Genomic DNA, 14492 nt, shown 5'->3' on the forward strand with positions numbered 1-14492 from the left:
GACCTGGGAATGACGCCCGGCAATAACGGCGAGAACACGCCGAGCGCGCCGCAGGGCGACGACGATCCGTTCGGCTACCTGTACGAGGACGGACAGGCGGCCGGAGCGACCCCGCCCAGCGGCGGGGGTGGCTACGGGTACCCCGGGCCCCGCTCCTCGTACAACCAGGTCAGAGCGGTCGGCGACCGTCGTCCCTCCTATGGGCAGCAGCAGACGTACGGCCAGCAGGCGTACGGGCAGCAGGTCCCGCCGCAGCAGCAGCCCCAGCAGGGCTACGGCCGGCCGAACGCCCACTACACGGCGCCCGAGGCGCAGCCCGGCGGCGCTCCCGTCACCACGCCGCAGTACGCGCCCGCGGGCGGCGGCCGGGGCCGGGGGCCGAACACCAAGGGGCTGCTGATCGCCGCGGTCTCGGTGGTCGCGGTCGTCGGGCTCGGCATCGGCGCCGCCCTGATCTTCGGCAACGACGACGACAAGAGCGACGACGCGAACGCCGGCGGCAAGCCGTCGCAGGCCTCGTCCGTCGAGCCGAGCGAGAAGCCGAGCAAGAAGCCCGCGAAGCAGGCCGACCTGCCCAAGACCGACGCGAAGGCCCTGAAGCTGGACGGCGGCACGACCACGGCGTCCGACGTCGACGGCGCCAAGGCGGACGGCGGGACCTACGTGGCCGGGTTCGACAAGGTCGGCGCGCAGGTGACCTGGACCGTCAACGGCATCCCCAAGAGCGGCGCGTACAGCCTCCGGGTGCACTACGGGGTGCCCGGCAAGGACTCCAACGCCACCATCCTGGTCAACGGCAAGAAGCAGATCCGCCCGCTGAACATGGAGAACTTCGCGCACGCGGACGAGGGCGACTGGGAGAAGGGCTGGACCAACACCTGGGCGGTGGTCCAGCTCACCAAGGGCACCAACACCATCTCGCTCACCTGCGCGCAGAGCGACCTGTGCGGGACGACCGGCGCCAACATCGACCAGATGTGGCTCGTGAAGGGCGACAAGGGCTAGCGCCCCCTCACGAACTGCGGGCGGGCTCCTGAGGGTTACTTCAGGAGCCCCAGGAAACCCGCCACCGTCCCGGCCATCGCCTCGCGGGCCGGGGCGAGGTATTTGCGGGGGTCGACGCCCGTCGCGTGGGCGGCCAGGTAGCCGCGGACCTCGCCGGTGAACGCCGTGTTGAGGGCCGTGCCGACGTTGATCTTCACCATGCCGGCGGCGATGGCCCGGCGGATCTCCTCGTCCGGTACGCCACTTGAGCCGTGCAGCACGAGCGGGACGGGCACGGCCGCGGCGAGCGAGCCGATCAACTCGTGGTCCAGGGCCGCCGTGCGCTCCGTCATCGCGTGCGAGGAGCCCACCGCCACCGCGAGGGCGTCCACGCCCGTCCCCGCGACGTACGCGGCCGCCTCCGCCGGGTCCGTGCGCACCCCCGGCGCGTGTGCGTCCAGCGGCGCCTCGCCCTCCTTCCCGCCGACCTGCCCGAGCTCCGCCTCCACCCAGATGCCGCGCTCGTGGCCCCAACGCACCGCGTCCGCCGTCGCCTTCACGTTCTCGTCGTACGTCAGCTTCGACGCGTCGAACATGACCGAGCTGAAGCCCTCGGCGTGCGAGGCCCGCAGCAGGTCCACGTCCGTCACGTGGTCGAGGTGGAGGGAGAGCCGGGCCGTGGAGGCGCGGGCCACCGCGGCGCTCGCCGCCGCGATCGGGGCGAGCCGGCCGCCGTGGAACCGCACGGCGTTCTCCGATATCTGCAGGATCGCGGGGAGCCCGGCCCGCTCCGCGCCCAGCGCCACCGCCTCCGCGTGCTCCAGCGTGATGACGTTGAACGCGGCGACGCCGTGACCCGCGTCGCGGGCCTCCGCGACGAGTTCGCCGGTGCTGACCAGTGACACGGTTCTCCCCAATTGCTCTAGGCGGTGCGGAGGTTCAGGCCGCGGTGACCTGCCGGGTCACCGCGACACGAGGCAGCAGATCTTGGTACGTGGCGGGGTCGAACTCGCCCGCCACCGGCGCCACCACCGTCGCCGCCGACAGGGCGACCGCGCGGGCCAGGCGGTCCGGCCACGGCAGCCCCTCGGCGAGCGCGGACAGCAGCCCCGCCACCGCCGAGTCGCCGGCGCCGGTCGGGTTGCCGCGCACCCGGGACGGCGGACGCGCCCGCCAGCTGCCGTCCGGCGTCACCGCGAGGAGCCCGTCGGCGCCGAGCGAGGCCACCACGGTGTGCGCGCCCCTGCGGCGGGCGTCCCGGGTGGCCCGGTCCGGCTCGTGGGAGCCGGTCAGCTCGGCGAGCTCGTCGGCGTTGGGCTTGACGATGTCGGGGCGGGCGGCGACCCCGCGGCGCAGCGGCTCCCCGCTGGTGTCGAGCAGGACCGGGACGCGGGCGGCGCGTGCGGCCCGTACGAGGAGCGCGTACGCCCCGACGGGGACGCCGGGCGGCAGGCTGCCGCAGAGGGCGACCGCGGCCAGGCCGGCGCGGTGCACCAGCTCCTCGTAGGTGTCCAGGAAGGCGGCCCATTCGGCGGGTGTGACGGTCGGGCCGGGTTCGTTGAGCTGGGTGGTGTCGCCGCTCGCCGCGTCGACCACGGCGAGGGTGCGGCGGGTGGCGCCGGCGACCGGGGCGAGCGCGTCGGTGAGGTGGGGGTCGTCCGCGAGCCGTTCGTGCAGGAGGCGGCCGGTGTCGCCGCCGGCGAAACCGGTGACCGTCACGTCGTGGCCGAGGGCGGCGAGCACGCGGGCGACGTTCAGGCCCTTGCCGCCGGGGCGTTCGGTCACCTCGGTGACGCGGTGCGAGGCGTGCGGGGTGAGCGCGGGGACGCGGTAGGTGAGGTCGAGGGCGGTGTTCAGTGTGACGGTGAGGATCACTCGTACCACCCCCGAAGTGCCTGTTCGTACGCGCGTGCCGTTGGCGTTTCCAGGGTTCTGATCATGCCAAACAGAAGGCGGTTGGCCCAGAGGTGAGGGCCAACCGCCTTGTGTCCGGGACGGATGAGCAGGGGTCAGCAGGGGCGCTGCGGGGGTCAAACGGGCGCAATCACCCATTCGCCCTTGCGCAGCACGCCCTTGACGTCGAACGAGGCGTCCAGGACGACCAGGTCGGCGTCCTTGCCGGGCTCCAGGGACCCCACCCGGTCGTACATCCCGAGGAGCCGGGCCGGGTTGGCGGAGACGGCGCGGACGGTGTCCTCGACGGACAGCCCGTCGACGGTCACCGAGCGCTTGAACGCGCGGTCCTGGGTGAGGGTCGACCCCGCGATGGAGCCGCCCTCGACGAGCCGCGCCACGCTGTCCTTCACCTCGACCTCCAGCGGGCCGAGCATGTAGCGGCCGTCGCCGAAGCCGGCCGCGTCCATCGCGTCGGTGATCAGCGCGACGCGGTCCGCGCCCGCGTGGTGGAAGGCCAGCTCGAAGGCGGCCGGGTGGAGGTGGGTGCCGTCGTTGATCAGCTCGACGGTGATCCGCTCGTCCTCCAGGAGCGCGGCGATCGGGCCCGGGTCGCGGTGGCCGAGGCCCGGCATGGCGTTGAACAGGTGCGTGGCGACGGTGGCGCCCGCGTCGATCGCGGCCACCGTCTGCTCGTACGTGGCGTCGGTGTGGCCGATCGCCGCGACGACGCCGTGCTCGGCGAGGAGGCGTACGGAGTCGAGGCCGCCCGGCAGTTCGGTGGCGAGCGTGCACATCCTGGCCTGGCCGCGGGCCGCGTCGATCAGCTTGCGGACGTCGGCGGGGTCGGGGTGGCGGAGCAGGCCCTCGCTGTGCGCGCCCTTGCGGCACGGGGAGATGAAGGGGCCCTCGAAGTGGATGCCGGCGATGTCGCCCTGCTCGGCGAGTTCGGAGAGCACCCCGGCGCGCTCGACGAGGAAGTCCATCTCGCCGGTGACGGTCGAGGCGACGACGGTGGTGGTGCCGTGCAGCCGGTGCGTGTGCACGCCCTTCAGGACGTCCTCGACGGTGCCGGAGGTGAAGGACGCGCCGCCGCCGCCGTGGTTGTGCAGGTCGACGAAGCCGGGGACCACCCAGTGGCCGGTGAGGTCGACGGTCTCGGCGTCGGCGGGCGCGCTGCCCGCGATGCGGGTGCCGTCGACGATCACTCGGCCGTCGGTGAGGGTCCCGGTGGGCAGGACCACCTGTGCACCGGCGAGAACCTTGCTAGTGGCCATCAGGTGGCTACCTCCGTGGGGTCGGTATTCCGGTCGCCGGTTTTCCGGTCGACGAGGTCCCAGGCGAGCAGGCCCGCGCCCAGGCACCCGGCGGTGTCGCCGAGGGCCGCGGGGACGATGTCGGGCAGCGTCTGGAACTGGACGACGCGCGCCGCGACGGCGGCCCGCAGCGGCGTGAACAACGTTTCCCCCGCCTCCGCGAGACCGCCACCGATGATCAGCGTGTGCGGGTCCAGCAGAGTGAGGGCGGTGAGCAGGCCGTCGGCGAGGGCGTCGACGGCGTCCTGCCAGACCGCGCGGGCCCGCGGGTCGCCGGACTCCACGGCCTTCGCGCAGTCCGCGGCGTCCGCCTGAGGGTCGCCGCTCGCCTCGGCCCAGGCCTTGCTCACGGCGGAGGCGGAGGCGAGGCGCTCCAGGCAGCCGCGCTGACCGCAGCCGCAGGGCGGGCCGCCGGGGCGCACGACGATGTGGCCGATCTCGCCGGCCGAGCCGTGGGCGCCGGGCTCGATGGCGCCGCCGATGCCGATGGCGCCGGCGATGCCGGTGCCGAGCGGTACGAAGAGGAAGCGGTCGGCGCCCTTGCCCGCGCCGATGCGGCCCTCGGCGAGGCCGCCGGTGCGGACGTCGTGGCCGAGGGCCACGGGGACGCCTTCCAGGCGGGTGCTGAGGAGGTCGCGGAGCGGGACGTCGCTCCAGCCGAGGTTCGCCGCGTACACGGCGATGCCGCGCTCGGCGTCGACGATGCCGGGGACGGCGACGCCGGCCGCGGCGGCGGGTTCGCCGAAGCGGGCGGCGCCGTGGGCGCGCAGGTCCGCGGCGAAGTCGAGGATGGACTCGACGACGGCGTCGGCGCCCCGGTCGCGGCCGGTGGGGCGGCGCGCCTCGTACAGCAGCGTGCCGTCCGCCCCTACGAGGGCGGCCTTCATTCCGGTGCCGCCCACATCGAGGGCGATGACGTGTCTCACGGGGGACAGTCTCGCGCGTTCCCCCTGGAAAGGTCTAGTCCACTTCGGCTTCTTGTGGGGGTATCGGGGGTTCCGGGGGGTCGGGCAGAGCTCCCGGAGGGCCGGGCGCGGGGTCTCCCGGGGCCTGCCCCGCCCCGGGAAACCCCGCCCGGCCTACGGCCTACGGGAGGATCACGCTGCGCGTGAGGTTGCGGGGGCGGTCCGGGTCGTAGCCGCGGGACTCCGCGAGCGCCACCGCGAGCCGCTGCGCCCGGATCAGCTCGGCCAGCGGGTCCGCCTCCTGGCGGGCCACCAGCTCGCCGCCCACCCGGGCCACGTCGCCCGCGAGCCCCTCCGGCAGCACACCGAACATCCACGTCACCCGGCCGGGCCCTGTGATGGAGATCGGGCCGTGCCGGTACTCCATCGCCGGGTACGACTCCGTCCACGCCCCCGCCGCCTCGCGCATCTTCAAGGCCGCCTCCAGCGCGAGCCCGTACGTCCAGCCGCGCCCCAGGAACGTCCACTGCTCGGCGCCCACCACCGACGCCGGCAGCGGCTCCGTCACCGCGAGCTCCGCGTCGACGGCCGCCTCCGTCACCGACTTGACACCGGGGATGTCGCCGAGCCCGGCCCGCAGGAAGGCGAGCGCCGTCGTGGCGAAGCGGGTCTGGACCACCGACTCCTCGTCGGCCCAGTCCAGGACGGCCACCGCGTCCGCCGCGTCCATGACCGGGGTCTTGGGGTCGGCGGTCAGCGCGACCGTCGCCACCTTCCCCTTCAGCTGCCCGAGCAGCTCCAGGACCTCCGTCGTCGTACCGGACCGGGTGATCGCCACGACCCGGTCGTACGTCCGCCCCGCCGGGAACTCCGACGAGGCGAAGGCGTCCGTCTCGCCGAGGCCCGCGGCCTCCCGCAGCGCCGCGTACGCGATGGCCATGAACCACGACGTCCCGCATCCGGTGACGGCGACCCGCTCACCCGTCCTCGGCAGCCCCTCGAAGGTGGCGGCCGCCTCCACCGCCCGGTTCCAGCAGGCGGGCTGGGTTGCTATTTCTGCTGCGGTACGCGACATGCGCCGAGGCTCCTCGTCAGTGCGGGGCTGGACTGGTGCGGGGTTTCGCTGAGCTGTGCCGACACGTGCATAGCAGTCGCCGGCCGCGCACGGCAATGATCAGCCGTGGCGGAGGCGTCCGCGGAAGCGCCCGTGGGGGTGCCTGTGGAGGCCGTTGCACAAGTGATACTCGGGTGGTGTAGACCTTGTGTCCGGACTCGGGGGAAACTCGCAGTTCAAGAGCGCGGGGGCGAAGACGCCCCGGGACGTGGAAGCAATGAGGGTGGGACAGCTGTGCAGCGGCGCGTGACAGGACTGACCGCGGCGGTGGCCGCACTGGGCATGGCGGGCGTGCTCGCCGGCTGCGGCGGTCCCGGCGACTCCGGCGACGTCACCCTCAAGCTGGTGGCCGCCGACTACGGCGACTCCGCGGCGAACAGCTCCAAGAAGTACTGGGACAAGCTGGCCGAAGGGTTCGAGAAGGAGAACCCCGGCATCAAGATCGACGTCACCGTACGCTCCTGGAACGACGTGGACCGCGACGTCAAGGACATGGTCAAGAAGGGCGAGGCCCCCGACCTGGCGCAGATCGGCGCCTACGCCGACTACGCCGCGCAGGGCAAGCTCTACGAGGCCGACGAGCTCCTCTCGATCGCCACCCAGGCCGACTTCCTCGCCCCGCTCTCCCAGGCCGGCGAGGTCAACCGCATCCAGTACGGCATGCCGTTCGCCTCCTCGACCCGCCTGCTCTTCTACAACACCAAGCTCTTCAAGGACGCCCACCTCACCCCGCCGCAGAGCTGGACCGAGCTGCAGGCGGACGCGAAGGCGCTCAAGGCGCGCGGCGTGAAGATCCCGTACGCGCTGCCGCTGGGCCCGGAGGAGGCGCCCGCCGAGACGCTGATGTGGATGCTCAGCGGCGGCGGCGGCTACACCGACAACGTCGGCTCGTACGCCATCGACTCCAAGGAGAACGCCAAGACGTTCTCCTGGCTCCGCGACGAGCTCGTCGGCGAGGGCCTGACCGGCCCGACGCCGCCCGGAAAGATGAACCGCGCCGACGCCTTCGCGGCCTTCTCGCGCGGCGAGGTCGGCATGCTCAACGGCCACCCGACGCTGATGAAGATGGCCGCCAAGAAGGGCGTCAAGTTCGGCATGGTCCCCGCGCCGGGCCGCAACGGCAAGGCGCAGGCCACGATGGGCGTCGCCGACTGGATGATGGCGTTCAAGCAGAACGGCCACCGCAAGGAGGCCGGCAAGTTCCTCGACTACGTCTACAGCAAGAAGAACGTGCTCGACTTCTCGAACGAGTACGACATCCTGCCGGTGACCACCTCCGCGTCCCAGGCGATGGCCGCCGAGCGCGGCCACACCGCGCTCGGCAAGTTCCTCGACGAGCTTCCCACCTCGCAGCTCTACCCGGTCGGCAAGACCTCCTGGGCGCAGGTGTCCGCGGAGGTCAAGAAGAACATCGGCAGGACCGTCGAGGAGGGCGGCAACCCCGCCTCCGTCCTCACCGGCATCCAGAACCGCGCAGCGGCCGAGGAGAACGCCGAGTAGAGGCTTACCGTGGCCGCATGAACCATCAGGAACCGGAGCTCTCCGCGCGGGACCGCGCCGTCCTCGCCCTGGAGCGGCGCCCGTGGCCGGGCCCCGGCGCGAAGGAACGCGCCATCCGCGAGGAGCTCGGCATGGTGCCGGTCCGCTACTACCAGGTCCTGAACGCCCTCCTGGACGACGCCCGCGCGCTCGCCCACGACCCGATTACGGTCAATCGGCTGCGCCGGGTGCGGGAGTCACGGCGCGACGAGCGCTGACGCGGTTAAGGTCGGGCCCATGGGTGACCCTACGTACACGCAGCCCGCCGGGCCCGGACGCCCCGGCCTGCCCGAGCCCGTGACGCCGGCCGGGCGCGACGGCCTCGCCGCGCTCCTCGCCCGGCCCGAACGCGCCGTCGTGGCCCTGGACTTCGACGGCACGCTCGCCGCGATCGTGCCCGACCCCGAACAGGCCCGCGCCCACCCCGGCGCCGTGCCCGCGCTCGCCGCGCTCGCACCGCGGCTGCGGTCGGTCGCCGTGGTCACCGGGCGCCCCGCGGGCGTCGCCGTCCGCCACGGCGGCTTCGCGGGCGCCGCCGGCCTGGAGCACCTCGTCGTCCTCGGGCACTACGGCGCCGAGCGCTGGGACGCCGTCACCGGCACCGTGCACGCCGCCGAGCCGCACCCGGGCGTCGCGGCCGTCCGCGCCGAACTGCCCGGCTTCCTCGACGCGATCAACGCATGGCGCGGCACCTGGATCGAGGAGAAGGGCCGCGCCGTCGCGGTCCACACCCGCCGCGCCTCGGACCCGCAGGCCGCCTTCGAGGCGCTCCGCGAACCGCTCGCGGAGCTGGCGAACCGGCACGGCCTCATCGTCGAGCCGGGCCGCATGGTCCTGGAGTTGCGGCCGCCCGGCATGGACAAGGGCGTGGCGCTCGCCGAGTACCTGCGCGAGGTGGGCGCCGAGTCCGTCCTCTACGCGGGCGACGACCTCGGCGACCTGCCCGCCTTCGGCGCCGTGGAGAAGCTCCGCTCGGAGGGGGTCGCGGGCCTGCTGGTGTGCAGCGGCAGCACCGAGGTCGCGGACCTCGCCGACCGGGCCGACCTGGTGGTGGACGGCCCGGCCGGAGTGGTGGCACTGCTGACGGCGATCACCGGTCAGCTCGACTGATCGGCCCCGATGCCGGGCGGGACGGGGATCCGGTGCCCGAAGTAGTCGTACCGGGTGCCGTCGACGGTCCCCGCGCCCGCGCCGCGCGCCGGCGAGCCCGGCCGCAGCCGCACGTCGTCCGGCCGCGTCGGGTGCGCCGCGACGAACAGCGGGTCGGCGTCGACGGCCTTCGGGTCGCGGGGCTGCGCGGTGTTCCGGTACAGGTTGCTCTCGTAGGTGCTGACGGTGTCCTTGATGGGGGAGCCGGTGGGGGATGCGGCTCCGGGGGCCGCGCCGACGAAGACGTTGTCGCGGAAGGTCACCCCGGTGGGCCCGTTGTTCGAGACCAGGGCGGTGTCCGCGCGGTCGGTGACGACGGTGTTGCGGTAGACCTGCGTGTCCGTGGTCGCCCCGCACACCACCGAGATCACCCCGTACGGGGCGGCCGTGTTGCGGTCGTTGACGCTGATGTTGTCGTGGACGCGGTTGCCGTCGCTGACCTTGCCCTCGCCGTTGCAGACGAGCAGGAAGCCGCCCTCGTTGTCGTGGCTGTAGTTGTACCGGTAGACGTTGCGGACGTTGCCGCCGTCGATGTCGTACGCCATCGAGTCCCGCGTCCCGTGCCCGCCGGTGACCTCGTTGTACTGATACAGCGCGTCCTCGGACTCCCAGGCCCACACACCCGCGTTGTAGCCGGCCGAGCGCATGTTGAAGCCGTCGACGTGGTTGTGCTCGACGCGGGCCTTCGCCGTCTCGTGGACGACGATGCCGTCGCCGCCCACGTCGTACGCCTTGTTCCGCCGGAACAGTACCCCGGTGGAGAACCGCCCCGGCCCGTCCCACGTCGACATGGTGCCGATGCCGGTGCGGTCGACGTGGCGCACCGTGGAGTCCTCCACGCGCACCCCGTCGAAGCGGGTGGGCTTCGCGGTGCCCTGGACGGTGAAGAGGATGCCGCCGCTGGGGTCCGGGTCCTTGAAGTCGGCGCCGTTCACGTCGTGCACGTCGACGCCGTCGACGACGAAGTGGTGCGCGGTGCCGTAGTCGGCGAGCCGGACATAGAGGCCCGCGCGGCGGTCGGTGGTGGTGGCGGGGCCGGTGTTGGAGAGGTCCAGGTCGCGGATCTCCCACTGCTCGGTGTTGACGAGGTGCAGCGCCGCGCGGGCACCGCCGCCCTCGATGTGCGGTTTGGCGGCCCGCCGGTCGCCGTACGCGCCGATCCGCACGGGGGCGCCGGCCGCACCCGCACCTTGGGGAGCCAGCACCCCCGTGCAGCTTGTGCCCCGCTTCAGCAGGAGCCGGTCGCCGGGGCCGAAGGTGTGCGCGCTCGCTCGGGCCACACTCCGCCAGGCCGCTCCCGCCGAGGTGCCGGACGCGTGGTCGTCGCCTGCGGCGCAGTCGACGTGGTACGCGGTGCCGGTCCGCGCGGCGGCGGTGGGCGCGAGGCCCACGCCCGCCACGGCGAGAGCGGCCAGGATCACGGTGCTCGTACGACGCGGGGTCATGCGGTGACCGTAGTGAGGCACCCGCCCCGCGCCCATGGACAAACCGAAGCGGCCCTTGGACTGCCCGGCCCCGCGCCGTCAGCCGGTGAGGGCGTGGAGCTGGTCCAGGAACCACTGGGCGGGGGGCAGCGCGGTGGCCGCCGCGGCGAGGCGCTTGGTGCGCTCGGCGCGCTCCTCCGCGGGCATCGACAGGCCGGTGTGCAGCGCCTCGGCGGTGGCCGACACGTCGTACGGGTTCACGGTGAGCGCGTCATCGCCGAGCTCCTCGTGGGCGCCCGCCTCCCGCGACAGGACCAGCGCGCAGCCCTCGTCGGAGACGACCGGCACCTCCTTCGCGACCAGGTTCATGCCGTCCCGGATCGGGTTGACCAGCGCCACGTCCGCCATCCGGTAGGCGGCGAGCGAGCGCGCGAAGTCGTCGTCGACGTGCAGCAGGACCGGGGTCCAGCCGGGCGTCCCGTACGCGGAGTTGATGGACTCGGCGACCCGGGAGACCTCCGCCGTGTACTCGCGGTACACCGCCAGGTCCTGCCGCGAGGGGTAGGCGAAGGCGACGTGCACGACGCGTTCGCGCCACTCGGGGTGGGTGTCGAGGAGCTCGCGGTAGGCGTGCAGGCCGCGCACGATGTTCTTCGACAGCTCCGTCCGGTCCACCCGGACGATCAGCTTCCGGTCCTCCCCGTCCTGCGTACCCGCCTGCCCGCGCAGCGTCCGCATCCGCTCCTCGACGTCGTCCCGCCGCGAGCGCTCCCGCAGGAAGTCCGCGTCGGCGCCGAGCCCGTGCACCCCGATCCGGGTGCCCGATGTCCCGCCGACGACCCGCACACAGCACTCCGTGAACGCGTCCGCCCACCGCCCGGTGAGGAACCCCAGCCGGTCGGCGCCCAGCATCCCGCGCAGCACCTGCTCGGCCACGTCGTCCGGCAGCATCCGGAAGTAGTCGACGGGCGCCCACGGCGTGTGTGAGAAGTGGCCGATCCGCACGTCCTCCCGGAGCTCGCGGAGCATCCCCGGCACCAGCGTCAGGTGGTAGTCCTGCACCAGGACCGCCGCGCCCGGCGCCGCCTCCGCCGCCAGCGCCTCGGCGAAGGCCCGGTTGTACCTCTCGTACGCCGCCCACCGCGCGCGGAACTCCGGCCCGAAGACCGGCTCCAGCGGCGTCTGGTACAGCATGTGGTGGACGAACCACAGCACCGAGTTGGCGATGCCGTTGTACGCGTCCGCGTGGACGTCCGCGTCGATGTCCAGCATCCGTACGCCCGGCTCGCCGACGCCCCGCCGCACCGCCTCGCGGTCGCCGTCGCCGAGCGCCGCGCACACCCACAGCGCGTCCGCGTCGTCACCGATGGCGCTGAGCCCGGAGACCAGACCGCCGCCCCCGCGTTTCGCGGTCAGCTCCCCGTCCTCACCCACGGTGTACGAGACGGGGCCGCGGTTGGACGCGACGAGTACCTGCGCTGCTGCTGACGATCGTGCTGCTGCTGACGATGCGGACTCGGAGACCATGTGGCAAAACGTAGCCCGTGACGGGCTCGGGCAAACGTACGGACGGACTCCGCGTACGGCCTGGCCGGATGTGACGCCCTACGCCACGCGACGGTGCGCGTACTCCGCGATGCCCGTCATCGGAGGGCGCTCCTCCGTGTCGACCGGATACGTGCGCGGCACGAACCCGTCCGCCCCCCGCTCGAACTGCGTCAGCTCCGGCCGCAGGAGATGGCCGCGCGCCAGCCGCAGCTGCGCCGTCCGGTAGATCGCCGCCGCCATCCGCCCGAGCGCCTGCCCGTCCTGGTGCCGGTGCCTGCGCACCCCCACGTCCACCTGCGCCAGCGCGTCCAGACCCACCGTGTGCAGCGCGTCGACGAGCAGCCCCAGCTCCACGCCGTACCCCACGGGGAACGGCAGCCGCTCCAGGAGCGACCTGCGCGCCGCGTACTCGCCGCCCAGCGGCTGGACGAACCCCGCGAGCAGCGGCCAGTGCATGTTCAGGAGCGGGCGCGCCATCAGCTCCGTCACCCGGCCGCCCTGCCCCGCGGCCGACCCCAGCGGCCGGTCGTACATCGCCTTCACGAAGGCCACGTCCGGGTCGGTGAGCAGCGGGCCCACGATGCCCGAGACGAAGTCCGCGGAGAACTCCCGCAGATCCGCGTCGACGAACGCCACGACGTCCCCGCCCGTCACCAGGAGCGAGCGCCACAGCACCTCGCCCTTGCCGGGCACCGGAGTCAGGCGCGGCAGGATCTCGTCCCGGTGCACGACCCTGGCGCCCGCCGCCGACGCCACCTCGGCCGTACGGTCCGAGGAGCCGGAGTCGATCACCACGAGCTCGTCGACCAGCGGGACCTCCTCCATCAGTGCGCGGCGGATCTTGGTGACGATCTCGCCGACCGTTCCCTCCTCGTCGAGCGCGGGCAGTACGACGCTCACCGAGGTTCCTGACGCGCGTTTGGCGGCGACCAGGAGATCCAGCGGGCGGTCGGCGACGGACCAGGAACGCCTGCTCAGCCAGTGCTCGACCTCTTCCAGCACGGTCGCAGTCCTCCCATATGTGATCCATCTCGCGGTTCGGACGACTATCTCTAGGGTCCGGGGCTTCGGTTACAGTCTTGAACAACGCCGATGACCACCGCATGTCGGGGGTCCCGGGCGTCACACAATCGAATACCGCTCATCCAGAGGGGCAGAGGGATACGGCCCGTTGAAGCCCCGGCAACCCTCCAGCCGGTCTCGTACGCGATCAAGTGATCAGCGCCGCGAGGCTCCCGGCTAGGGAAGGTGCCAAATCCGTCTCGCGGCGAGATGCGTCGCGAGGAAGATGAGGAGAAAGGGCCTCGCCTCCATGGCTGTGCAGACTGTCGCCACCGAGAACACCACCACCTCCGTAGACCTCGGCCCCGCATCGGGACTCTCCTGCCGGGAATGCGGCACCACTTTCCCGCTCGGCCCGATCTTCGCCTGCGCCGAGTGTTTCGGCCCCCTCGAAGTCGCGTACGACCTGCCCCTCGGCGACCCGGAGTCCCTGCGCAAGCAGATCGAGGCGGGCCCCGCCAACATCTGGCGCTACGCCCCGCTGCTGCCCGTCCCCGCCGACGTGGCCGACAAGCCGAACCTGAACCCGGGCTGGACCAAGCTCGTCAAGGCCGACAACCTCGCCGCCGAACTCGGCGTCCAACAGGGCAAGTTGTTTGTCAAGGACGACTCCGGCAACCCCACGCACTCCTTCAAGGACCGCGTCGTCGCGCAGGCCCTCGAAGCGGCGCGCGCCTTCGGCTTCACCACCCTGTCCTGCTCCTCCACCGGCAACCTCGCGGGCGCCGTCGGCGCCGCCGCCGCCCGCGCCGGCTTCCGCTCCTGCGTGTTCATCCCGCACGACCTGGAGCAGGGCAAGGTCGTCATGGCCGCGGTCTACGGCGGCGAGCTCGTCGGCATCGAGGGCAACTACGACGACGTGAACCGCTTCTGCTCCGAGCTCATCGGCGACCCGCTGGGCGAGGGCTGGGGCTTCGTCAACGTCAACCTGCGGCCGTACTACGGCGAGGGCTCCAAGACCCTCGCGTACGAGATCTGCGAGCAGCTGGGCTGGGTCATCCCCGACCAGCTGGTCATCCCGATCGCCTCCGGATCGCAGCTCACGAAGATCGACAAGGGGCTGAAGGAGCTCATCGCGCTGGGCCTCGTCGAGGACAAGCCCTACAAGATCTTCGGCGCGCAGGCGGAGGGGTGCTCCCCGGTGTCGGCGGCCTTCAAGGCCGGCCATGACGTGGTCCGCCCGCAGAAGCCGAACACCATCGCCAAGTCGCTGGCCATCGGCAACCCGGCCGACGGGCCGTACGTGCTCGACATCGCGCGGCGTACGGGGGGTGCGGTGGAGGATGTGAACGACGAGCAGGTCGTCGAAGCGATCGAGCTGCTCGCCCGGAGCGAGGGGATCTTCGCGGAGACCGCGGGCGGGGTGACGGTGGGCGTCACGAAGAAGCTCGTCGAGGCGGGGCTCATCGATCCCTCCCTCACCACGGTGGTGTTGAACACCGGTGACGGGCTCAAGACGCTCGACGCGGTTGCCGAGAGGTCCCAGGCGACCGCCACGATCAAGCCGAACCTTGAGGCGTTTCGCTCCGCGGGGCTCGCCGGTTAGGCCGTAGCTTCC

13 protein-coding genes and 1 riboswitch are annotated in these 14492 nt (G+C 72.7%); of the genes, 5 read left to right on the forward strand and 8 right to left on the reverse strand.

All coding sequences use genetic code 11. The annotated features are described in order from the left end of the window. Positions 1-9: 9 nt before the first annotated feature. Complete coding sequence (locus ACFYO9_RS36465; protein ID WP_358778901.1) at positions 10-1005, forward strand: carbohydrate-binding protein; 996 nt, start codon at positions 10-12, stop codon at positions 1003-1005. 35 nt (positions 1006-1040) lie between these two features. Here ACFYO9_RS36465 and ACFYO9_RS36470 read toward each other — a convergent pair whose 3' ends face one another. From ACFYO9_RS36470 to ACFYO9_RS36490, 5 genes are all read right to left on the reverse strand, one after another. Then, complete coding sequence (locus tag ACFYO9_RS36470) at positions 1041-1889, reverse strand: class II fructose-bisphosphate aldolase (protein WP_358778900.1); 849 nt, start codon at positions 1887-1889, stop codon at positions 1041-1043. A gap of 34 nt (positions 1890-1923) precedes the next feature. After that, complete coding sequence (locus ACFYO9_RS36475; RefSeq protein WP_358778899.1) at positions 1924-2859, reverse strand: 1-phosphofructokinase family hexose kinase; 936 nt, start codon at positions 2857-2859, stop codon at positions 1924-1926. Between the two features lie 155 nt (positions 2860-3014). After that, the gene (gene nagA, locus ACFYO9_RS36480) at positions 3015-4154 is read right to left on the reverse strand and encodes an N-acetylglucosamine-6-phosphate deacetylase (protein ID WP_355808013.1); all 1140 of its coding nucleotides are present in this window, start codon (positions 4152-4154) and stop codon (positions 3015-3017) included. Beyond that, complete coding sequence (locus ACFYO9_RS36485) at positions 4154-5119, reverse strand: ROK family protein (RefSeq protein WP_358713530.1); 966 nt, start codon at positions 5117-5119, stop codon at positions 4154-4156. Before ACFYO9_RS36485 ends, nagA begins: the two co-directional genes overlap by 1 nt. A gap of 160 nt (positions 5120-5279) precedes the next feature. Further along, on the reverse strand, positions 5280-6173 hold the full coding sequence (locus ACFYO9_RS36490) for a sugar isomerase (RefSeq protein WP_355808010.1): 894 nt from the start codon (positions 6171-6173) through the stop codon (positions 5280-5282). A 285-nt stretch (positions 6174-6458) separates the two neighbouring features. Between ACFYO9_RS36490 and ACFYO9_RS36495 the strand changes: the two genes are divergently transcribed. From ACFYO9_RS36495 to otsB, 3 genes are read left to right on the forward strand one after another with little or no spacing between them, the layout of a single operon-like run. Further along, positions 6459-7712, forward strand: a complete 1254-nt coding sequence (locus ACFYO9_RS36495) for an extracellular solute-binding protein (RefSeq protein ID WP_358713527.1) — start codon at positions 6459-6461, stop codon at positions 7710-7712. A gap of 17 nt (positions 7713-7729) precedes the next feature. Then, positions 7730-7969: a DUF3263 domain-containing protein gene (locus ACFYO9_RS36500; protein ID WP_358713525.1), complete on the forward strand. Its 240-nt coding sequence runs from the start codon at positions 7730-7732 to the stop codon at positions 7967-7969. Between the two features lie 19 nt (positions 7970-7988). Next, positions 7989-8861: a trehalose-phosphatase gene (gene otsB / locus ACFYO9_RS36505; protein ID WP_358778898.1), complete on the forward strand. Its 873-nt coding sequence runs from the start codon at positions 7989-7991 to the stop codon at positions 8859-8861. On the opposite strand, the gene ACFYO9_RS36510 is transcribed toward otsB, so the two are convergent. The 3 genes from ACFYO9_RS36510 to ACFYO9_RS36520 form a co-directional block, all read right to left on the reverse strand. Further along, entirely contained in the window at positions 8849-10345 is a 1497-nt protein-coding gene (locus ACFYO9_RS36510; protein ID WP_358778897.1) for a right-handed parallel beta-helix repeat-containing protein, read from the reverse strand. The two genes, otsB and ACFYO9_RS36510, sit on opposite strands and share 13 nt — an antisense overlap. A gap of 78 nt (positions 10346-10423) precedes the next feature. Beyond that, positions 10424-11851 (reverse strand): trehalose-6-phosphate synthase, encoded by a 1428-nt coding sequence (locus ACFYO9_RS36515; RefSeq protein WP_358778896.1) that lies wholly within the window; start codon positions 11849-11851, stop codon positions 10424-10426. A 78-nt stretch (positions 11852-11929) separates the two neighbouring features. Then, positions 11930-12874 carry a glucosyl-3-phosphoglycerate synthase gene (locus ACFYO9_RS36520; RefSeq protein WP_358778895.1) on the reverse strand — a complete coding sequence of 315 codons (945 nt, stop codon included), beginning with the start codon at positions 12872-12874 and terminating at the stop codon, positions 11930-11932. A gap of 136 nt (positions 12875-13010) precedes the next feature. After that, a riboswitch (SAM riboswitch) is annotated at positions 13011-13167 on the forward strand. 17 nt (positions 13168-13184) lie between these two features. Here ACFYO9_RS36520 and thrC point away from each other — a divergent pair. Further along, positions 13185-14480, forward strand: coding sequence for a threonine synthase (thrC, locus tag ACFYO9_RS36525; RefSeq protein ID WP_358778894.1), 1296 nt, complete (start codon positions 13185-13187; stop codon positions 14478-14480). Positions 14481-14492: the final 12 nt, after the last annotated feature.

The organism is Streptomyces sp. NPDC005863 (assembly GCF_042871345.1).
In the GTDB taxonomy this organism is placed as follows: Bacteria; Actinomycetota; Actinomycetes; order Streptomycetales; family Streptomycetaceae; genus Streptomyces.